The organism is Streptomyces sp. NPDC048604 (genome assembly GCF_043199435.1).
Lineage (GTDB): Bacteria > Actinomycetota > Actinomycetes > Streptomycetales > Streptomycetaceae > Streptomyces.
The window spans coordinates 12,242-32,610 of sequence record NZ_JBICVX010000026.1 but is presented as its reverse complement, the minus strand read 5'-3'; the positions used below and the strand labels follow the sequence as shown (position 1 = coordinate 32,610).

The 20,369-nt window shown below is 68.6% G+C and carries 17 protein-coding genes and 3 pseudogenes; 8 read left to right on the top strand and 12 right to left on the bottom strand.

Annotation, left to right across the window (positions count from 1 at the left end):
- Nucleotides 1-132: 132 nt before the first annotated feature.
- Together ACGFMM_RS34450 and ACGFMM_RS34445 are read right to left on the bottom strand one after the other, a co-directional pair.
- Nucleotides 133-1,232: pseudogene (locus ACGFMM_RS34450) on the bottom strand (DUF4037 domain-containing protein).
- A gap of 145 nt (nt 1,233-1,377) precedes the next feature.
- Nucleotides 1,378-1,602, bottom strand: coding sequence for a PadR family transcriptional regulator (locus tag ACGFMM_RS34445; RefSeq protein WP_393650472.1), 225 nt, complete (start codon nt 1,600-1,602; stop codon nt 1,378-1,380).
- A gap of 99 nt (nt 1,603-1,701) precedes the next feature.
- Here ACGFMM_RS34445 and ACGFMM_RS34440 point away from each other — a divergent pair.
- Nucleotides 1,702-2,485 (top strand): annotated as a pseudogene (locus tag ACGFMM_RS34440) (IS3 family transposase); the annotation flags it as partial.
- Between the two features lie 93 nt (nt 2,486-2,578).
- Here ACGFMM_RS34440 and ACGFMM_RS34435 read toward each other — a convergent pair.
- Nucleotides 2,579-3,442 carry an alpha/beta hydrolase gene (locus ACGFMM_RS34435; RefSeq protein WP_393650451.1) on the bottom strand — a complete coding sequence of 288 codons (864 nt, stop codon included), beginning with the start codon at nt 3,440-3,442 and terminating at the stop codon, nt 2,579-2,581.
- Between the two features lie 633 nt (nt 3,443-4,075).
- Complete coding sequence (locus tag ACGFMM_RS34430) at nt 4,076-4,894, bottom strand: DUF427 domain-containing protein (RefSeq protein WP_393650450.1); 819 nt, start codon at nt 4,892-4,894, stop codon at nt 4,076-4,078.
- Between the two features lie 897 nt (nt 4,895-5,791).
- On the opposite strand from ACGFMM_RS34430, the gene ACGFMM_RS34425 reads away from it, so the two are divergent.
- Complete coding sequence (locus ACGFMM_RS34425) at nt 5,792-6,130, top strand: thioredoxin family protein (RefSeq protein WP_393650449.1); 339 nt, start codon at nt 5,792-5,794, stop codon at nt 6,128-6,130.
- A gap of 797 nt (nt 6,131-6,927) precedes the next feature.
- Here the strand turns inward: ACGFMM_RS34425 and ACGFMM_RS34420 are convergent.
- Together ACGFMM_RS34420 and ACGFMM_RS34415 are read right to left on the bottom strand one after the other, a co-directional pair.
- Nucleotides 6,928-8,046 carry a fatty acid desaturase family protein gene (locus tag ACGFMM_RS34420; RefSeq protein WP_393650448.1) on the bottom strand — a complete coding sequence of 373 codons (1,119 nt, stop codon included), beginning with the start codon at nt 8,044-8,046 and terminating at the stop codon, nt 6,928-6,930.
- A 7-nt stretch (nt 8,047-8,053) separates the two neighbouring features.
- Complete coding sequence (locus ACGFMM_RS34415) at nt 8,054-9,109, bottom strand: ferredoxin reductase (RefSeq protein WP_393650447.1); 1,056 nt, start codon at nt 9,107-9,109, stop codon at nt 8,054-8,056.
- A gap of 87 nt (nt 9,110-9,196) precedes the next feature.
- Between ACGFMM_RS34415 and ACGFMM_RS34410 the strand changes: the two genes are divergently transcribed.
- The 3 genes and pseudogenes from ACGFMM_RS34410 to ACGFMM_RS34400 all read left to right on the top strand — a co-directional run bounded on the left by ACGFMM_RS34410 (nt 9,197) and on the right by ACGFMM_RS34400 (nt 12,557).
- On the top strand, nt 9,197-10,336 hold the full coding sequence (locus ACGFMM_RS34410) for a PucR family transcriptional regulator (protein ID WP_393650446.1): 1,140 nt from the start codon (nt 9,197-9,199) through the stop codon (nt 10,334-10,336).
- Nucleotides 10,337-10,672: 336 nt separating this feature from the next.
- Nucleotides 10,673-11,480 (top strand): annotated as a pseudogene (locus ACGFMM_RS34405) (IS5 family transposase).
- A gap of 48 nt (nt 11,481-11,528) precedes the next feature.
- Nucleotides 11,529-12,557, top strand: a complete 1,029-nt coding sequence (locus tag ACGFMM_RS34400) for an IS481 family transposase (protein WP_393650445.1) — start codon at nt 11,529-11,531, stop codon at nt 12,555-12,557.
- Nucleotides 12,558-12,766: 209 nt separating this feature from the next.
- Here the strand turns inward: ACGFMM_RS34400 and ACGFMM_RS34395 are convergent, their stop codons facing one another.
- The 4 genes from ACGFMM_RS34395 to ACGFMM_RS34380 form a co-directional block, all read right to left on the bottom strand.
- Nucleotides 12,767-12,961: a hypothetical protein gene (locus tag ACGFMM_RS34395; RefSeq protein WP_393650444.1), complete on the bottom strand. Its 195-nt coding sequence runs from the start codon at nt 12,959-12,961 to the stop codon at nt 12,767-12,769.
- A 493-nt stretch (nt 12,962-13,454) separates the two neighbouring features.
- Complete coding sequence (locus ACGFMM_RS34390) at nt 13,455-14,153, bottom strand: Clp protease N-terminal domain-containing protein (protein ID WP_393650443.1); 699 nt, start codon at nt 14,151-14,153, stop codon at nt 13,455-13,457.
- Between the two features lie 230 nt (nt 14,154-14,383).
- Entirely contained in the window at nt 14,384-14,719 is a 336-nt protein-coding gene (locus ACGFMM_RS34385; protein ID WP_393650442.1) for a hypothetical protein, read from the bottom strand.
- Between the two features lie 51 nt (nt 14,720-14,770).
- Complete coding sequence (locus ACGFMM_RS34380; RefSeq protein WP_393650441.1) at nt 14,771-15,286, bottom strand: hypothetical protein; 516 nt, start codon at nt 15,284-15,286, stop codon at nt 14,771-14,773.
- A gap of 645 nt (nt 15,287-15,931) precedes the next feature.
- Here ACGFMM_RS34380 and ACGFMM_RS34375 point away from each other — a divergent pair.
- Nucleotides 15,932-16,312 (top strand): YrdB family protein, encoded by a 381-nt coding sequence (locus ACGFMM_RS34375; protein WP_393650440.1) that lies wholly within the window; start codon nt 15,932-15,934, stop codon nt 16,310-16,312.
- A 32-nt stretch (nt 16,313-16,344) separates the two neighbouring features.
- Here ACGFMM_RS34375 and ACGFMM_RS34370 read toward each other — a convergent pair whose 3' ends face one another.
- Both ACGFMM_RS34370 and ACGFMM_RS34365 read right to left on the bottom strand, forming a co-directional pair.
- Nucleotides 16,345-17,328, bottom strand: coding sequence for a hypothetical protein (locus ACGFMM_RS34370; RefSeq protein ID WP_393650439.1), 984 nt, complete (start codon nt 17,326-17,328; stop codon nt 16,345-16,347).
- A gap of 429 nt (nt 17,329-17,757) precedes the next feature.
- Complete coding sequence (locus ACGFMM_RS34365) at nt 17,758-18,612, bottom strand: hypothetical protein (protein ID WP_393650438.1); 855 nt, start codon at nt 18,610-18,612, stop codon at nt 17,758-17,760.
- A gap of 715 nt (nt 18,613-19,327) precedes the next feature.
- On the opposite strand from ACGFMM_RS34365, the gene ACGFMM_RS34360 reads away from it, so the two are divergent.
- Both ACGFMM_RS34360 and ACGFMM_RS34355 read left to right on the top strand, forming a co-directional pair.
- Nucleotides 19,328-19,522, top strand: a complete 195-nt coding sequence (locus ACGFMM_RS34360) for a hypothetical protein (protein ID WP_393650437.1) — start codon at nt 19,328-19,330, stop codon at nt 19,520-19,522.
- Nucleotides 19,519-20,082, top strand: a complete 564-nt coding sequence (locus ACGFMM_RS34355; protein WP_393650436.1) for a hypothetical protein — start codon at nt 19,519-19,521, stop codon at nt 20,080-20,082. The genes ACGFMM_RS34360 and ACGFMM_RS34355 overlap by 4 nt, the downstream gene beginning before the upstream one ends.
- The last annotated feature ends 287 nt before the right edge of the window (nt 20,083-20,369 follow it).

Sequence of the window (20,369 nt, the reverse complement as noted above, 5' to 3'; positions counted from 1 at the left end):
GTCGGGGCTTTGTCCGGACGATCTGTCGCATTCTGGCGGCGTGAAGTCTCGGCTCCCACGCCGCGCAGAGATTGACGTCGTCGGTTGTCGGGCCGCTTCGCTCTCTCCCGCCATTGCTTTGAGACGGATGTCTCAGGCGGGAGAGCAGGCTGTTGCGTAGGTGGCCGCGCGCGTCAGTTCCGGGTGGCTGAGGACGTCGGTGCTGTCGATGAATTGGTCGACGGTGCCGATCGTGGGCAGGGAGCGGATGTCCGGGTCGGTGATGCGGGTGGTGAGCGCCGCGCAGAAGCGTTCGGCGTGCAGGACCTGAAAGGGTCTGGTGTGGTAGGCCCGCGTGGCGGGGTCGACAGGGTCGGTGAGTCCGAGCTGGTTGTGTGCGGCCGCGACAGCCTCGTAGGCGCGGGCCAAGTGGTGCTCGCGGGTGTGCCAGTCGGCGGCGGTGAGGGCTGTGGTGAGCATCGGGGTGAGGGTGGCCGCATGGGAAGTGCGGGCGAAGGCGCTGCCGAGCCATTTGCTGTAGGGCGGATAGCGGCGCTCCATGAGCAGGCAGAGCCGCATCAGGTCGCGCACCAGGCGGGCGGCGACGACAGCGGAGCCAAGTTCGTCGCCCACTTCGCCGCAGCGGCCGACGAAGGCTTCCTCTTGGGAGAGACGCTGCCACTGGCAGGCGAGTAGGTAGAGCCAGAGGTCGTGGGGATACCAGTCGAGGTTGGAGCGGGCTGGTGCGAGTTGGTCGAGTCCGTCGTGGAAGACGGCGCCGGCGGTGGCCTCGGCGAGGCGCTGAGTGGGGGTGGCGAGCCAGTCCGCCAGGGTGATGTCCTTGCGCGGGTCGAAGCCCAGGTGCGCGGTGAACCAGGCGCCCGGGTCAGTGACTTCGACTCGGTGGTGGACTGGTCCATCCGTTGTCTGCATGACCCCGATGCCCGCTTCTCCGGTATGGGCGAAGTGCGTGGGGAGCCGAGGAAGGTCTTCGGCAGGTGTTCGGAGAGCAGTGCTGTGACCCTCGCGCCGTGGTCGGTGACGTCCTGCGGGTGCAGGAAGATTTGCAGGCGGGGCCCCCACTCGTGGTCGGCGGAGCGGGCGGTGTCGAATCCGAGGACTTCCGAGCCGCTGCCGAGGCGGGCAGCGGAGTGCGTAACCCCGGGGGCGGCCTCGTCCAGCAAAGGCCGTACGGCTTCGAGGTAGAAGCGGCGGGATAGTTCCAGTCCGGGGATGAAGGACGGCGTGGTCATGGAGGGAGGGTGCCGGATTGGCGCTTGGTCGGGCGAGGGCTTTTCCACGTCCGGCAGGTCGCGGTTGACCGGGCGTACTGCGGTCCGATCGGCCAAGCGCAGCTATGGCCGTCCGCCGCTCGACGTCGGCCAGCTTCACAGTTCTTCAGGTTGGAGTGCGGTTTTGGAACTCGTGGCGGGCAGCGCGGTGGCCCTCGGCGGTGAGCGTGTAGAAGGTGCGGCGCCTGCCAGGGCCGCGGCCTGGGGTGGCTCTGTTCATCCAGGCAGTGTCGTCTTCGAGGCGACTGGTGAGCCACCCCGCGCGTTCGAGCCGCTTGAGCTGGGGATAGAGAGTGCCTGGTTCGAGCCCGGTGCGTGTGGTGACCTCCACTCCGTAGAACTCCTGATGTGGGTGAGTGAGCAGGTCCCGCAGGAGGATGTGAACCGTTCCGGGTTCGGTAGGGACTCGATCATTTGAGAGGATCGAGTCATGGCACGTCCTTCCCAGTACCCGCTTGAGCTGCGCCGTCGTGCGGTGCGGATGGTCGCCGAGGTGCGGCCGGATTACGACACCGAGTGGGCCGCGATGAAAGCGGTCGCCCAGACGGCATCGGCACCACCGAGACCCTCCGGAAGTGGGTGCGGCAGGACCAGGTCGACGCCGGCGTGCGTCCTGGCGTGACCACCGAGGAATCGGCCGAGCTCAAGCGCCTGAAGAAGGAGAACGCCGAGCTCAAGCGGGCGAACGAGATCTTGAAGGCCACGGCGTCTTTCTTCGCGGCCGAGCTCGACCGGCCACACGCACGCTCGTAGCGTTCATCGACGAGCACAAGGGCCGCTTCGGCGGTGTCGAGCCGATCTGCCGCGTGCTGACCGCGCACGCGTGCCCGATTGCCCCCTCCACCTACTACGCCCACCACAAGCGACAGGCCGCGCCGTCCGCCAGGACCGTGCGGGACGGCGAGCTGAAAGACCTGATCCAGCACGTCTACGACTCCAACTACCGCGTCTACGGGGCGAGGAAGATCTGGAGAGAGCTGAACCGGCAGGGCCAGACCGTGGCCCGCTGCACCGTCGAGCGCCTGATGCGCGAGCTCGGCATCACCGGGGCGGTCCGCGGCAGACGTGTGATCACCACACTTCCCGGCGGACAGGCCGAGCGGGCCCCGGACCTGCTGGAGCGGGACTTCGTCGCCGGCGCCCCGAACCGCTGCCGGGTCGCGGACTTCACCCACGTGAAGACCTGGGCCGGCGTCGTCTATGTCGCCTTCGTAGGCCGATCCCGGGGCTGCCTGCGGCGATGTCTGGCCGACGGCTTACCAGGGTGTGTGCCCCGCACCCCGGGTCGCCCGGGGTGCGGGGGCGCCTCAGACAATACTGGTCAGGAGCTCCGCGAAGACCTGCGGCCGGCTGAAGTAGCCGACGTGCGAGGCTTCGAGGGTGTGCACGTCGAAGGGATGATGCGGGGTCAGCGCGTCCGCCGTGCGGATCATGTGGTCCTGGACCGCCGGGGGAAGGCTTCGGTCGGCGGAGAGCCGGACGTACGTGTGCGGCACTCGCCCCCACGCGTCGGCCCGGACCAACGCACCCGGCTCCATCGCCGCGTAGGTCTCGTCCGGGTCAAGAGAGTCGAGCAGCAGCCGGAACTGGTGGTCCGTCGAGTCGGCCATGACGGCGGCCTTCAACGCGGCGAAGGTGTCCGGGTCGGCGTGGGCGGCCCGCCAGTTCAGCCGAACCACGCCCGGATCGCGTACGCCCGGCACAGCGATCCGGGCCACTGCGGTGTCCAGCAGGTTGTCGTCGACCACGTCCCACGCCTCGGTGAGCATGGCCGGATCGCTGAGGCAGAGCGCGGAGAGGTAGACCACCCGGTCGAGCAGCTCCGGTGCGGCGTTGGCGACGGCGCTGATCGTCAGACCGCCGAGGCTGTTGCCGACCAGGACGATCGGCCCCGACGCGGCGAGCCGCCGCAGAGTGTCCAGCACGTGGTCCACGTTGTCGTTCAACGTGACACCGCGCATCGCGGAAGGCGCGGCGGCGAGTGCCGTGACGTCCTGGGGTTGCTGGTAGTAGGCGGCTGGGGTGTCGGCGAGGTCGCCGTGACCGGGCAGGTCGATGGCGTGTGAACGGTACCCGAGCAAGGCCAGCTCGTTCTGCAACGGGCCCCAGGCCCGGGCGTTGCTGGAGCCGCCGTGAACGAGTACGAAAGTGGGGCGCGAGTCTGCGCGCATGGTGAAGATCCTCGTCATCCTGAGGTGAACGGTGGACGTGTGGCCCGGTGTCGGCGACGGCCGACACCGCGGTCAGCGCGTCGACCGGGTGCGCAGGGCCTGCCAGTTGTGGATGACGGAACACATGCGGACGACCGTAGCAGTCGCCACAGGCACCACGGAACCGGAACCCGAACACCGAACAACACTCCCTGCCCCGGCAACCTCGCCGAACCGTGCAGCGGACGCAGCAGCGCCCCGAACCCATCGGGTCCGGGGTGCTCTACGTTTGTCGTTCAGGCTTCGATGTAGGCCAAGTGATGCTGCGCAGATTCGCTGACCGGCAACACTTTTCACGGTTCCTCCGCGAGCTCGCAGCAGTCCCCCACGAGGCAGGGAGTCAGCCGACCCGCATCCGTCCGGTCCTTGTTCTTGTGGCTCCCCTACGTGGGGACTTCTCGTTTTTCGCCGCTCGAGACCAGATGGCACCCCGGGGTGAGGCAGACAGGTACGTCGAGCGCAGCTCACGCTGATCAGCGTGAGCTGGCCACCGCATGCCTGGCAAACGGCGAGGGGGAGGGAACCGGTAGGGCACTCGCCGAGGCCTCGGGCACAGGGCGCCCGCCGGATGTCACCGTGCGGTGGGGCGAGGCCCTACCGCGGCGGCCGGCTGAAGAATGTGACCGGCCGCTCCCGCCGCACTCCGTCTACTACGACGTCGACGGACTCGTCGTAGAAGGCCACCCGGTCCTTGATGATCCCTACCGAAGGCAGGGGATCGGGGTAGCTCCAGGCGATGTCGGGCCGCACGTCGGCGTCGCCGGCCCAGGACCAGTACTCGCTCGCCACACCCTTGTACGGACAGCGGGTGCGCCCGTCGGTACGGATGAAGAGGTCGAGGCGGACGTCCTCCCGCGGAAAGTAGAAGCGCACCGGCAGACCCGTCTCGAACAGCAGAACCGGCGTGTGCGTGTCCGCGACGACCGTACCCTCGATCTCGACCTGGACATGTCGACTGCTGGGCAGGGCGTCCACCCGCTTGTGCGGGTCGCGGGGGTGCACGAAGATCTCTTCGTCTTCCTCGTACCAGTGGTCGAGAGCCTCGCGCCCGAACCATTCGAAGCTGATGTGGCCGGCCAGATCCTCTCCGGGGTAGGTCCAGGCCGCTGCCCCGACGGTCCGGTCGGGGAGCACGAGGTCGTAGAAGACCGTCGCTCCCGCGTGACGCCGCCGGCTGGCGGGCCGCTCCGTTCGCCGCAGCAGGTCCGTCCGGACGTCCCCGGTCGGGAAGGCGTAGAGGGGGACGGGGCGGCCGGGCTCCCACACGAGAACCGGCCTACGACTGTCCACGACCGTGACGTCCCCCGCCGTCGCGCGCACCCAGCGCTCACTCGGCTCCCAGAACACACTGTCGGACTCGCCCTGGCGGCGTACGACGGGCACGGCTTCCGGGCCGGACTTCGGTGCGGTCATCGGTCTCTCCTCCTCGCTCCGCCTCCGGCTGCCGGGACCGGGTGTCGCGGTACCGGCAGCAGCCGGTGTGTCCACCCTGCTCCCGATCCCGACCGGGGGCAAACGACCCGCCATCGCTCCTTCCGGCGCTTTCAGCAACCGTGGCCGTCGCCGTTGATGAGGATCCATACACGCGTTCCACTCAGCGTTGCCCAGTGACCTAACGCCACGTATCCGCACCGTCGCGCTCACTCGGGTCGATCGTCAGGAGGCCTGTGTGAAGACTTGAGAGGGGTTCGCCGGTGGGGGTCCTGACCGAACGCGAGGAGAAGAATGGCGTCGCCATCGCCTCCAACGAGTCCTTCGGTGGCTGGACCCGTCCTCGCCCTCGGGGTCGCCAGCGTCCCACTCCGGGAAGCCCCACGGGCCGGCGGCAGCAGCGTCGAGGCGTCCCAGACGATCTGCTCGGCGTACTCGGGCAGCGTGGTGAGCACCTTCGCGGCCTGCGCTGAGAGGTTCCCCCTTGGGTTTCTGCGGCCTCCAGGCCGGGGTCCGGACCGCCCGGGTAGGGGACGGCCTCGGCGGGCTCCGGCACCGGCGCCGGTGACCGGCACCTCATACGCGGTCGTCCGCTCCCACTTCTTGAACATCGCCACCGCCGCGTCCATCAGCGCGTCCTCGGCGTCGCGGCGGTCACGCAGCCGCAGGAACGCGGTTCGCAGGAACGCGGCCTTGTGCTGGGCGAAGAGCCCCTCGAAGTCGGCGGGCAGCGCCGCCGGCCCGGGCTTGGTCTCTCGCGGTCCTGGAGGTACCAGCCCCCAACGGGGGCAGGGCCACCCAAGCAGCCACAGGCCCGGGTCGCGGCCGCGCCGGGGATGATGGGGTTGGAAAGACGGAGCAATGAGGTCAGGAGCTTCCATGGCGAAGTGGGTTCACCAACCCCGTGAGGATGCGGAGTTCGATTTCATCCTGGGGAAGAGCGAAGTTCCGGTCCTCGCTTACTTCACTGGGACGTGGCCCAAGGCCATCGAGCCCTGCCGGGCGATGGACCTCGTCGTGGGTAGCATCGCCGACGAGTACATGGGCCGCCTGACGGTCGTCCGCACCGACATTACGCGCTGCCCGGCCGCTACCGCGCGATACCGGGTCACCGGAGCCCCGTCATACGTCCTGCTGAAGGATGGCGAGGCGGTGGCGCACGGCACGGGACCCATGACCACCGCCGAGGTCCGGGAATTCCTGGACGGCCACCTCTGAGACCGCACACGTTATCGGCGGTCTGCTCGACATCCGCGACCCCACTGTGCGCCGCCCGCAGCCAGCCGGGACGGCCGCGCGAGAGCGGTTCCGCCACATGCCTGGTCCGGTCACCCGCGCCGCACGAACAGCGCCTTGCCGCAGGCCTCTCCGGCCCACCCCGCGTACGGTCGGAACACGGCATCCGACAGGACGGAGCCAGAAGGACCGGCCGCCCGTGGCCCCGCCCCGAGCGCGGGCGGCCGACCACCGCTCGCCCACGACTGCGTCCAGGCGATCCCTAATCTTCTTCTCCTGATCGGCCGCCGAGCGGGGCGGGCTGCCGTCGGCGAGGCGCAGGCGGGGCACCACCGCCGTGCGTCATCGGCACTGCAGCCCGATCGCTGTGAAGTAGGCGAGGCCGCCGAGGATCACCACTGCGCAGCTGACGAACATGATCCGCATCCACCGATGCGAAGCGGGGGCGGGGATCGCCGCTCGGGAGCCACCACGGGGTGCACCCCCAACGAGCGACGAACCCGCGCTGATGGGTGCGATCGTTGGCCATGGGTCAGTCCGTATGAGCCAGGGCGAGCGCGGCAGGGAGCAGCTGGGTGACGATGGTGCGGCTGTCGGCCAGTCGCCGGGGGCTGTTTACCGAGTTCCTGGCGCACGTCCAGGCAGCGCAGCCGGACACCGGGCTGACCGGATCCCGTGTCGTATGGTCTGATGTCGCGGCCGCCCACGGTCCGCAACGGATCTCACCGAACCCGGCGGTGCCGCCGGTACGGCCGAAAGATCTGAACCAAGACCGGGAATCAGGCCGCGACGAGCTCCTGCTCGCGGTCCGGCGTCTTGGCCTTGGGCTTCTTGTTCGGCAGCGAGAGCCGGAAGACCTTGCGCCAAGCGGAGAACACCTGCTTGGGCAGCGGCCCGGTGACGTACTCCAGCTCGTACTTTTCGAACAGCGCGCGCACCTTCACCGCGACCTCGGCGTACCGGTTGCTCGGCAGGTCCGGGAACAGGTGGTGCTCGATCTGGTGCGACAGGTTGCCGGTCATGAAGTGCATGGCCCTGCTGCCGCTGATGTTCGCCGAGCCCATCATCTGGCGTAGGTACCACTGGCCGCGCGTCTCGCCCTTGATCGACCGGCGCTCGAAGACCTGCACGCCCTCGGGAAAGTGTCCGCACATGATCACCGAGTGGGACCAGATGTTGCGGACCAGGTTCGCGGTGAACGTGGCGGCGAGCGTGGTGAGGAACGAAGGGCCCGACAGCAGCGGGTGGATCACGTAGTCCTTGAGCACCTGCCTGCGGATCTTGCGGCCCACGGCCCTGGCCTGCGCGCGGAACTCCGGGTTCTTGCGGCGGCGCTTGTGCAGGTTCTTGCCGAGCTCCAGGTCGTACGCTGCGATGCCGTACTCGAAGAAGCAGGCGTTGATGAAGTTCCACAGCGGCTGGCCGAGGTGGAACGGGTGCCACTTCTGGTCCTCGTCGACGCGCATGATGCCGTAGCCGAGGTCGTTGTCCTTGCCGATCACGTTCGTGTACGTATGGTGCAGCTCGTTGTGCGAGTGCTTCCACTGCTCGGACGGTGAGGCGTGGTCCCACTCCCAGGTGGTGGAGTGAATCTTCGGGTCTCGCATCCAGTCCCACTGGCCGTGCAGGACGTTGTGGCCGATCTCCATGTTGTCCATGATCTTCGCCACGGACAGGCCCGCGGTGCCGAGCAGCCAGGCGGGCGGGAAGATCGAGAACAGCAGCACGCCCCTGCTGACCAGTTCGAGCTTGCGCTGCGCCGAGATGACCTTACGGATGTAGGCGGCGTCCTTCTCGCCGCGGCTGGCGATCACCTCGTCGCGGATCGCGTCCAGCTCGCGGCCGAGCTCCTCGATCTGCTCCGCGGTCAGGTGGGCGGTGGGGTCGATGGCGGTCAAGGTGCTCCTACCGTTCGATGTCGCAGGGGCCCGCCGCGGCGGACACGCAGGTCTGGATGAGGACGCCCGGTTCGGCCTCGGTGATCTCGCCGGTGCGCAGGTCGCGGACGGCGCCCGCCTTGAGCGGCGTGATGCAGCCGAAGCAGATGCCCATGCGGCACCCGGAGGGCATGAGTACGCCGGCCTCCTCGCCGATGTCCAGCAACGGCGTGGCGCCGTCCGCGTCGACGGTCTTGCCGGTGGCGCTGAACGTGACCTCGCCCCCGTCGCCGGCGACGACGATGCTGGGGCGGAAGCGTTCGGTGTGCAGGCGCTCTTGTACGCCGTGTCCGCGCCAGTGCTCTTCGGCGGCGTCGAGCAGGCCCGCGGGCCCACAGGCCCAGGTCTCGCGCTCGGCCCAGTCGGGCACGAGTTCGTCGAGACGGGCGATGTCGAGCATGCCGTCTGTGTCGGTGTGCACCTCGGTGAGCCGCAGCTTCTTGTCCGCGACCAGGTCGTGCAGTTCGTTGCGGAAGATCACGTCTTGCGGCTGTGGCGCGCAGTGGACCATGACGACGTCGTCGAACTCGATGTCGCGCAGCATGCCCATCACGGGCGTGATGCCGCTGCCGGCCGTCAGGTAGAGCACCTTGGCGGGCTTGGCCTGCGGCAACACGAAGTCACCGGTCGGCTGGTCGAGCTGGATCAGCGTGCCCGGTTTAGCCCTGCGGACCAGGTGGTTGCTGACCTTGCCGTCCGGGATCGCCTTCACGGTGATCGTGACGCGGCCGTCCTGGCGGTTTGTCGGCGAGGTGATGGAGTAGGCACGCCACAGGCGAACCCCGTCGACGTCGACCCCGATCCGCACGTACTGACCGGCTGTGTGGCCGCGCCAGCCCCGTCCCGGCCTGATCACGATAGTCGCGGCGTCACCCGTCTCGGGGTGCACGGCCTCGATGCGCCCACGCAGGTCAGCGCCTGCACGCAGCGGGCTGACCAGGTCGAGGTAGTCCGACGGCAGCAGCGGCGTCGTGACCATCTCCAGCAGTTTCCACGCCCTGCTGCGGAGGGCTGCGCTCGTCATGACTCCAGCTTGCTGCGCCTCAAGGCGTAAAGTCCTGACCGCAGGACGTAAATCCGGTCGGCTGAATTGTTCGCAGGGAACAAAAACGTGAGCCATGCAATCCGGAGGGCCAGCGAACTGGCCCTCGATGAGACGACGGTCACCGCACTTCGGGCCGCGCTGAAGACCACCGCCGACGAGGTCGTCCAGGCGATCATCGACGAGGTCCCTCCCTACGCCAACGCACTTTCGGGCCGCATGGGCGGCACCATCCGCCGAGCCGTCCGCACCGCCCTGGGGCACTACCTGGACCTCGCGAGCGGGAACGCCACAGGCGGCGACGCCGGTGACGCCGCCTACGAGCTGGGCCGCGGCGAGGTGCGGAGCGGTCGTTCGATGGACGCCCTGCTCAGCGCCTACCGCGTCGGCGCCCGCGTGGCCTGGCGATGCCTGGCAGCGGGTGCCGTACCCGCAGGTCTGCCCGCCGCCGAGGTCGCCAAGTTCGCCGAGCTGACCTTCGCCTACATCGACGAGCTCTCCGCCGCGAGCGCCGCGGGCCACGCCGACGAACTGGCCGCCCGGGGCAGGGCCCAGGAGCGCCACCTGGAACACCTGGCCCGCGACCTCCTCGCCGGCGCGAGCCCGGACGTGCTGCTGGCCTCTGTTCAACGGGCCGGGTGGCAGCCTCCGGTTTCGCTGACGGCGGTTCTGCTGCCCGCCGCCCAGGCCCGGCCTGCCTACCGCACGCTCGACCCGAGCACCCTCGTCCTCGACGATCTACCGGACGCCACCGGTGTGCTGCTCGTCCCCGATGCCGACCGATCACATCTCTTGCGGCAGCTAACCGACCGCACCGCCGTGGTCGGCCCGGCCCGGCCATGGACTCGTGCGTCCGCCTCGTACGCACGAGCCCTACGCGCGCGCTCCCTCTCCTCTGATATCAGCGACACCGAGGACCACCTGCCCGAGCTGGTACTGAGCGCCGACGTGGACGCGTTCGCAGACCTGCGCGCCCGAGCCCTCGCACCGTTGCGGACCTTGCCTGTCGCGACCGCACGGCGGCTGGAGGAGACGTTGCGGGCGTGGCTGCTGCACCAGGGCAGGCGGGACGAGGTGGCGGCGGCGTTGTTCGTCCATCCCCAGACAGTCCGGTACCGGATGTCGCAGCTGCGGGAGCTGTTTCCGGATCTCGCGTTGCCACACCGGGTCCTTGAACTGACGCTGGCGGTCGGACTTCGGGTCAGTTGACGCATGCTTCGACCGCCCACGCCCGCGTCCCCGAGCGGTCCAGGAACCGTGCCTCGTTCTCGGCGCCATCAGCGTCGGCCATGGCACTGCCGCAGCGGATGCTGTCGTGCAAGTGCCGATCATGGACGACCTGGCTCTTCGGCGGCGACTGCGCCCTCGCTGCCGATCCCGCGTGGGCCCTCGTGCGCAACGTCATCCAGGCGGGCAGACCTGTCGAGTGGCGTGAGTTGTAATCGCAGCCCGATCGCCAATCGAGACACCGTCTTACTGATCATTTCAGAATGAATTTCACTCAGGGACTTGGCAGTTGAGATTGTGGGCGGCAGAGTTCTGCAGGTGCCGGATGATCTTGTGCCGGATGATCTGTGGGATCGTGCCGCCCCGTTGCTCCCACCTCGTCCGCCGCGGCGTCGGCGGTATCCGGGCCGGCTGCCGGCGGATGACCGTGCGGCTCCGCGCGGAATCGTCTACGTCCTGCGCACGGGCGTGACCTGGGCGGACGTGCCAACAGAGACGATCGGCTGCAGTGGGGTGACGTGTTGGCGGCGCCTGCGGGACTGGACCGAGGCCGGCGTCTGGCCCCGCCTGCACGAGATCCTCCTCGCGGAACTCCGCAGAGCCGGCCTGCTGGACATGGACGACGCCGCGATCGACAGCTCGCACGTCCGGGCCCTCAAAGGGAGGCTCACACCGGACCTTCGCCGGTCGACCGCGCCCGACCTGGCAGCAAGCACCACCTGATCACCGACCGTCACGGAACACCTCTCGCAGTGTCGCTGACCAGCGGAAACCGTCACGACGTCACCCAGCTCATGCCGCTGCTGGACACGATCCCCCGCATCCGCGGCCTGGTCGGCCGGCCCCGTCACCGACCACGGCGGCTGTTCGCCGACCGCGGCTACGACTACGACAAGTACCGGCGTCTGCTCCACGCGCGTGGCATCACGCCGAAGATCGCCCCCAAGGGCACCGCCCACGGATCCGGCCTGGGCAAGACCAGATGGGTCGTCGAGCGAACCTTCGCTTGGCTCCACCAGTTCAAACGTCTACGGATCCGCTACGAGATACGAGCCGACCTCCACTCGGACTGCTCCAACTCGCATGCAGCATCATCTGCTTGCGACGCCTCCGAACCTCATTCTGAAATGATCAGTTAGTACTCCAGCAGCGGATCGTATAAAACTGCCGGACGTTGTTGACACTCAGGGTCTCCGACCATTACGGAGATCTGCCATGCCCCCTGTCGCTGCAACAGCAGCAGGACCGCCAAGCACAGCATCGCCTGGCGGTCCTGCGCCACGCCGAGGAAGTCACCGGTAACGTCGCGCTGACCTGCCGCTACTACGACATCGGCCGGACCTGCTTCTACAAGTGGCTGCGTCGGTACCGGGACGAAGGCCTCGAGGGCCTGCGGGACCGCTCCAGCAAGCCCCACCACTGCCCCCACGCCACCCAGGCAGACGTCGTCAACAAGATCGTCTACCTGCGGCAGCACTACCACTTCGGCCCGATGAAGATCCAGATGTATCTCAAGCGGTATCACGACATCGACATCGCCTACTCCGCCGTCTACCGCATCCTCAAGAAGCTCGGCATGAACCGCCTGCCGGCCTCCCAACGCTACAAGCGGCACGACAAGCGCTACACCCGCTACGAGAAGCAGTTGCCCGGCAACCGAGTCCAGATCGACGTCAAATTCATCGAACCGATCGGCCTACCGGAGCAGGCCCCGGCCGCGGCGCCCGTGACCGGAACTCCGCCGAAACAACGACGCCGGGCGAAGTACTACCAGTTCACCGCCATCGACGACTGCACCCGGCTGCGAGTACTCCGCATCTACCCGCGCTGCGACCAGAAGACCGCCGTCCAGTTCCTCGACTACGTCCTGGAGCGCCTGCCGTTCCGCGTCGAGGTGATCCAGACCGACAACGGAGCCGAATTCCAGTCGGCCTTCCATTGGAACATCCTCGACAAAAGCATCGCCCACACCTACATCAAACCCGCATCACCGCACCTCAACGGCAAGGTCGAACGCTCCCACCGGATCGACGCCGAGGAGTTCTACCGCATGCTCGACGGAGTCGTCATCGATGACACCGGCGTCTTCAACGACAAGCTCCGCGAGTGGGAGGACTACTACAACTACCATCGCCCCCACGGTGCCCTCGGCGGCCAGACGCCCTACGAACGCCTCAAGCAGAAGACCCAGACCCAGGTGTAAGCGAGCTCCGGCAGATGCACAACTAGGTGGTCGATGTGGCGAGCCCAGCCAGGCCCCCTGGGGCACTCATGGTAGCTGCTTGATCACCAACCGTAATGACACGCCGAGCGCAAGCACATATCCCGGTGCGCTTGCGCCGGGGCGGACCGGGGAAACGGCGTGAAGTGCCACCTCGGTCCCGAACGCTCGTTGGTTCAGCGTCGCAGCGGTCATGGAACGTCGGCGTAGTGCTCGAGGTCGGCCTGTTGGCGCTCTGCGAGGTCATCCCGGCCGGCCTGCGTGACGTGGAGCAGCAGCCACGTCAGTTCATGCCAGCCGAAGGCGTCGAAGCGGGCCGGATCGGTGTACTCGTCGACGCGCTCCGAATCGCGGGTTCCACGGCGTTCCCCGCAGGGCAGAGTCACGCGCGACAGCTCGCTTCGGCCTGGCCCTCGGAGGTGAAACGAGGAGCGGGCTGCAGCATGGCCGGCAGCGGCTCCCCGCCGGAGAGCGCGTCTCGGGCTCCGCGGAAGCCCCCGGGCGACCACGGCCGCCGAGAGCGGACCCGAGCGCTGCGCGGTCGCTACGGCAAGGGGGTGTAGTGGACGAGCGTGGTCTCACAGGTCTCGGCGTACACCGTCGGCGCGTCGGCCTCGGCCTGGTTTCGCGGACAGGCCCCAGCGGAGCTTCGTGGACACCCATTCGCCTACGTACCGGCAGTGGACCTCCGGCAGCGGCGGCATCCACTCGGCCGGGTCCCGGTCGCTCCTGGACCGGTTGGAAGCGCGTGAGTTCGCAGAATCCTGGAGCCGGGCCGCCAAGAACCCGCGCGTTGGCTCCGTTTCCGGGGAGGGATGGCGTCCGGGTTCCGGCCTGCACCGCGGCAGTACGACTTGCTTCTCCCGGGCTCCGCCCGGCTCAGGTATCGACAGGCGCGGGGTCGAGGATTGCCGGGTCGAAGCCGACCTCGGTCAGGACGGCGGCGGCCACTCCGCGGCCGACCCGGGCAAGGCCGATCAGCAGGTCCTCGCAGTCGATGCGGTCAGATCCGTGCTGCTCCGACCGTGCCTCCGCGATGTCGATGGCCTTACGGGAGTAGGGGGTCCAGGCGATCCGTTCGGCCGCCTGGGAAGCTCCCATGCTCAACCGGCTTCCGACGGATTGATGGACCGCCTCCGGCGACACGCCGACGGTCTGCAGGAGTCGGGTGGCGCTGTTGTCCTCTGCGGTCAGTCCCCAGAGCAGGTGCTCGGTGCCGATGTAGTTGTTGCGGTGGTGCACGGCTGCCCGCTTGACGTGGACCATCGCCTGGCGGAGGTCGTCGGTCATCATCTCGGGGCTGTAGCGCTTGTGAGGTGCATGGAAGCGTTGCTGGACCGCCTGCCGGGTCACTCCCAGGGCGGTGCCGATGTCCGTCCAAGAGTTGCCGTGCATCCGGCAGTGCTCGACGTAGTCCTCCACCAGGTCGTCTGCCAGTGCCTGCAGTTGGCCGGAGAGTCGGGCGGCGGCCGCCAGCAGGGCGATCCAGTCGGGCTGTTCCTGTCCGCCGGGGCGGTGCGCGGTATCGCATCTCCGGTCGACTTCCGCAATGAGATCGTCCAGATCCGGAAGAGTCATGAGGCAAGTACGCCTTGACAATTCAAGATTGTCAAGGCGTACTTGCCTCATTCTTGAGGTGGGCAACCGGTGGTCAACCCACCCCATCGATTGCCGAGTGGTGCACGGATGTGTGGACTGGGCGGAGCACTCAGAGCAGTAAGCCCCCGATCGATCCCTGGCCCGGACGCAGGCAGGGACGGCGGTAGCCGGCGTGCGGTACCCCCAGCACGAGGGCACGCGCGCCGTTGTCAGGCTGCCCCTCGGCGCCTGAGGGCGTAGAAGGTGACGCTGCCGAGGAGAAGGATCCCGGCGCCGATACCGGCCGGCAGTACGACCTTGCCCATGGGCGAGTCGTCGTCCTTCGCGGCAGCCGTTGTGCCGCCGGTACCGCCCTGGTCGCCGGTCGCGTTCGCACCGGACTGCGAAGGGCCCTGGGCCCCGTCGTCTCCGAAGGAGAACACCGGGCCCTTTCCGTCGCGCGGTGTGCCGGAGATGTCCACAGTCAGCGAGAACGGTACGACGATGCCCTTCGCCTCGTCGTCCCGCTCGGCGACCTGCGCCTGGATGCAGTACGTGCCGGGCACGTCGTATCCCTTGCAGTCGGGACTCTTCGCACCGTCCTGCTCGGTGATCTCCTAGGGCCAGGGCCCGCAGAGCCGCTCGATGTGCCCCGTCCGGCCCGCGAAGAGCTCGGTGGAGTCATGGTCGTCGTTGCACTGTGTCGACTCACGCTGGGCGTTGTAGAGGTCGACGCTCCATCCGGTGGTGGCGGACTTGGGGAAGTCGGCCGGGATGTCCACGCCTGCCTTGACCGTCAGCTTCTGGCCGGGCTTCAGCTCCACCCGCCAGAAGGGGGCCTCGCCGACGGCGATGGACTGGCGGTGGGTGCCCGGTCCGATCGGGGTGGCGCTGTTGAAGGAGAACCCGCCCTCGGCGTCGGCCCCGGTGCGGGGCTTCTCAGTCCGCGCCCCGGCCGTCTGGGTCGTCTTGTCGGCGATGCCGACGAGCAGCTCGACGGGCATGGGCTTGTCGCCGGGCTCGGTCACGTCGTTCTCGACCATGATGCAGCCGATGTCGCCCGGCGCGGGCTCCTCGTTGCCTGCTCCGGGCTTGCTGCGGCCTCCGGCGGTGATGATGTTCGCCCACCCCATCGACTGAGTGAACTCCCTCAGCCACGCGCGGGGTTCACCATCGCCCGCAGGACCGGCCGTCACGGTCGAGTCCGTCCCGGTCAAACCCGGCGAGTAGCAACCCCGGCCCCCTGGAGCTCACCCGCGCAGCAGCCCGATCGCCGTGGCGTAAGCAAGGCCGGGGAGCACCACCAGGCGGCCGACGAGCGTGATGCGCATCCGTCCACCAAGGGGGCAGGTCAGCACCCTCGCTCGGGGGCCGTGCAGCAGCTACCACCAACGGGCGGGCAGCCGCCCGCAGGCAGGTGCGATCCCGGGGCGGGGTGCCTAGGCTGGGAGGCTGTAGGATCTCGCGCTTCGTGACCGGGCCCTGCCCGCTGACCAGGAGCTCAGTCGCTGTCGCAGGTCGGTGGCACACCGGCCAGTCTCACGGCGGTGGCATTTCCTGAGGACGCGGTGGTCTGGCCGGGTACAGTGACGCCTTGGTCGAGGGTGGCCCGCTTGGTGGGGGCGAGGTCGGCGGCGCGAAGGAAGTCAGCGGCCCTGCCCGGCATATCGAGGGACCGGTAGCCCCGGAGCCGGGGTGCCCGTGGTCTGCTCTCTTGTCCGCTCTCGGCCGCCGGCGGCTCACATCCGCGGAGGGCTATAGGGGAGGGGATCTCGCGCATGTCGTCAGGATTCGGGTTTCACGCGTCCACGCTCGCTGTACGGTTCGTTCTGGAACTGGTGTCGCTCGCATGCTTCGCGGTCTGGGCTTGGACGACCACGCCAGGACCTCTGCGGTACGTCCTTGTAGTCGTGGCCCCGGTCCTTGTGGCGGTGCTGTGGGGCGTGTTCGCCACCCCCGGCGACAAGTCCCGGTCCGGCGGGACGGTGGTGGCGACCCCCGGCGCGCTGCGGTTCCTCCTGGAGTTGGCTGTCTTCTTCGGCGGCGCCGTGGCGCTTTACGCGGCGGGATCCCATGTTCTGGCCATCACGCTCGCCGGCGTGCTGATCGTCTACCACGCCCTGTCGTGGGACCGCGTGGTCTGGCTGTTCCGACACTGACCCCGAACGCGATCACACGCCGTCAAGACTTCTCAAGGCAATGCCGGTTCTCTGGTGTCCTGTCGCAGCGCAGGTGGCAGTTGACGTGACGCTGACTTGCTTAGGTGCCAGATGTTCTGAGACTGCAGGCCGGTGGTGATCTCAAACGATCTGGCTTTCGCGGAAGTGGTGATGGCGCCGGGCGTGGTGCGGGCGCCGGCTGCGGCCACGGCGTCGGGAACCGGGGCGGCCGTGTAGTGCCAGGCGATGGCTCGGGCGTCGGAAACCGAGAGGGCGCCGGAGTCGATCGCTTCCACGAGCAGCTCGAGCAGCTCGAGACAGGCGCTGGCCGCCTCGACCTCGTTGGCCGGCACGCCCGGTGTGAGGCCTGCGGCCGCGGCGGCGGCGTGGACGGCGGCGGCCTCCGCCGTCAGGGCCAGGCCCGGAACGGGGTCGGGCAGGTTCTCGGCGGCGGCCAGTTCACCGGCGTACGTCTCGCGGTCGGAGGCCAGTGCGGCGCAGAGGTGACGCAGCGTGTCCAGGGCGAGGTTCGCTGCGGGCCGGCCAGGCCGGTGGTGGATCCGGCCGGAGCGGGCGACTTCGAAGAGCGCGGCCACCGTCATGTGGCCGATGTCGTCGAAGGATCGGCCACCGAAGGAGCGGACCTGACCGCGGGTCATGCGGACGGCGGCCGGCAGCATCGCCTGGACGATGACGCGGGCGGCCAGGATGGCCGATCGGTCACAGCCGGCCGCGCGCCGCAGCAGCGCCCGCAGCACGGCGTCGGTCAGCTCGTCGGTCAGGCGACCGTGGCCGGGTCGGAGCGCGGCGATGAGGTGGGTGGGTCCGAGGGTGCGCACCCAGGGATCGGTCACGCTGTCGGTCACCATGGCGATGCCGTCGGCCAGCCGATCGGCCACCAGCCAGTCGGCCACGGCGGCCTGGACTTCGGCGTCGGCGCACAGCGCCGCCCACTCCGCATCCAGGCGGTGGAAGATCCCGCCGGCGGGGTGGGCGGGGCGTGGTACGTCGAGCACGGCACGTCTCCTCTCGGATCTCATGCCGTGAACTCTCCTCAGACCGGCTTGCCCGAAAGCTTGCCCTGATCCCCAAAAGAGCAGGTGAATGGCTTGCCCTGTGTCGGGGCAAGCCGCCGGTGGCCGATTGGGCAAGCCTGCCGAGGGGTTGGGCAAGCCGTGGTGACCGTGCCGTGCCACTGTGGGCAAGCCTCCGATAGAGGCGGGCAAGCCTGCCCGGAGGACCAGGAACAGTGGGCGGGAAGTCGCATCGGCCACGACCGTCCCGGGTGGGCAATGAGCGGCGGATCGGTCATGGCCGATGACCGACAGGCGCGGAACCGGTCATCGGCCACAGGCAGACCGGATCGGTCACGGCCAGCTAGCCGGACACGGCGTTGGCCGATGACCGGTCACCCGGTCATCGGCCAACGCTGGGAGCTCGTTCGGTCAGGTCCGCACAGACCGGAGGTGCGCTCGCCCTTGCTGGCGGCGTTGCTCGGCCAGGTGCTCCGTGGCCTTGTCCAGCCGGCGCTGACCGGTTCGCGCAGAGACACCAAGACGGCGGGCGACTTCGGCGCCGGACAGCTTCTCCCCCGCTTCCTCGGCGTCGGCCAGCCACGCCGCGACGGTCACAATCTGTTGCTGCACGGGGTCCAGTTCCGGCTCGCTCGTCTGCTGCTCCGGAAGCTGCGCGGTGGCCGCTCCCGTGTCCGTGACGCCGGCTTCCCACAGCGCCGGCTGCCCGTCTACAGGAGGCGCCGACCGCGGCATCGGAAGACGAACCGCGTCCTGCTCCCGAGCTCCCCCGCCGGCCTGCCACTCGTCAGACACTTCTGCCGATGGCACCACAACCGGGTCGAGGTCACGGGGCTCACCGGCCGTCGGCATCGCCAGTGGCTGTGGATCGGGTCGCTCGAAGAAGGGGTGCGGCTCCGCGTCGGGCCGGGTTACGACAGGCTCGTCGAAGGTCGGCACCGTGTCCCAGTCGTTCGTGGGCACCGCAGTGTCGTCGGCCACGGTTGCGTCCGCGGCCGACTCTTCGACTGCGGTCTCCTGCCATGCCACGTTGTCGGCGGGCTCGCTGGTCTCGGTGCGGGTCGCGGCGGTGTCCTGCTCCTCGTCGAGCGGCGCCGGCTCGAGCGCGATCTCTTTGTCGCGGGCCGCGGCTGCGACCGGGTCGGCAGCTCGCTGATGCTCGCCCTGAGAGGAGACATCATCGGAGCGCGTACGACTCCTGGGCGTCGCCGTACTGCTTCGGGGGCGCGGGCAGTTCCGGGTCGGCGCGATGCCAGGCGAAGACACATTGGGTCAGGTGATCGACTACGCCCCGGAGGATCCACTTCCGGCTGGTGTGATGCGTGGCGCTGGAGGAGATCGCCGCGGTTGGGTTGGACTGGGCGGAGCTGGGGTGGACCGCGGTGGCGAGGGCCGGCCCTGAAGAGAAGCAGACCTCTTCCTCCGGCTATCGCGGAGAAAAGAGGTGTCGTGGTGGCGATCGGGCTTGCCCACCGGGCCTGACCAGGGGCGATGATCAAGATCGCGAAAGGGAGGGTCCCACTCCCGGCCCTACCTCTGGTGCAACCCCTAGTACACCTCTACGTGCAACCCTCCAGCCCCCTTACGGTGCAACTGTCGTGAGGCAGCGTCCACATGGGGCTTGCCCACCTCCGCAACGCGCCGAGCGGGCGGCTCTTGAGTACGTCTGCCGGTCGTACCGATGATCGTGGCGGCAGGGCTCGCCGCACATCACGTGCCAGAAGTCGGGGCAGACACCCGATCGAGGCGGTCTTCCAGCCGCCGACCGCGACTGCCGTCAGCGCCCGCAGCGACGGGGGCGTGGCCGGGAGCATCGGCTCCACGAGGCTCTGACCGCCAACCCGTCCGCAGCCCTGGCTGTCCTGCTCGTCGGCGCCCACTACTCCAAGGTCCAGGCTCTACGAGCAGTGGAGGTACTGGCCGAAACGGAACCCGCCAACAGCTGGTCGGCGGTGTCCCCCCGAGTGGCTACGTTGTCCCGGTGCCGGCCGCCGTACTGGGCAAGGCGCCCCCTCTCGGCGTCTACTACACCGGGGGCGACAACAAGTCGGAGTGGGGCAATGCGTTCACCAACGACGTCGGCAGGCTCTTCGAGCGTCACGTCGGACGCCCGCTCGACCTGCTGCCCGACGCCAAGGTCCACCCGAGATCCCGGTCAGGATCTCCAAGAACTTGAAGAGGAAGACGATCGACTTCTTCGTCGTCTTCCCCGATCTGGTCCTGCTGGTCGAGGTGAAGTCGACCCGCCCGGGCGAGCAGCTGCGGCTCGGCGGGCCGGACTTCACCACTCTCCTCGTCGCCACGCCGATCAAGAAAGCGTTCGAGCAGATCAACGGGTCAGTCGACCTTCTTCGCTCCGGCAAGCACCCGGAGCTTTCCGGCATCCCGGCCGACTGCCGGATGATCGGGATGGTGGTGACCGCAGAGCCGTTCCACCAGATCAACACCCCCGCGCACCGCGTGGACCTGCCCGCCACCGACATCCCCGTGATGGCCACCTCGATCGCCGAACTGGAGGAAGCGGTCACCACCACCGGCACCAGCCTGGCGAAGCTCCTCTGCGCGGCCGATGACGCTGGTGTCGTGAACCTGCGCCAGCTGTTCCCTCAGTACGACTGCCTGAAGCACATCGCCGTCCTGGAACAGGGCTGGCACGCAATCCCGTTCGCCCGGCCCCGCCGGCCACGAGCCCACGGCGCCGCTGCCGCCGACTTGAGCCCGACGCGCCGGAGTTGAGCGTCACCCGTTCGGGGGCGGTCCTATCGAACCACTGGGGCCGCCCCCACCGCTGCTCCAGGTCAGGACGGCGACGGCCCGCTTCGCCGTCCAGGAGCAACACGTCGCCGGCGGCGCGGGCTCGGGCAACCCAAGAGCTCTTCGAAACGCCTCTACGGGGTGATCACTTTCCAGAGCTCTACGGACTGAACTGGCAAGGCTCTGACCTGCTCGTTTATGTACGGGCCGGACCTCTCCCGACCGCTTCCGGCCTAAACCTTGGAATCGAGGTTGGCACGAATGGCCCC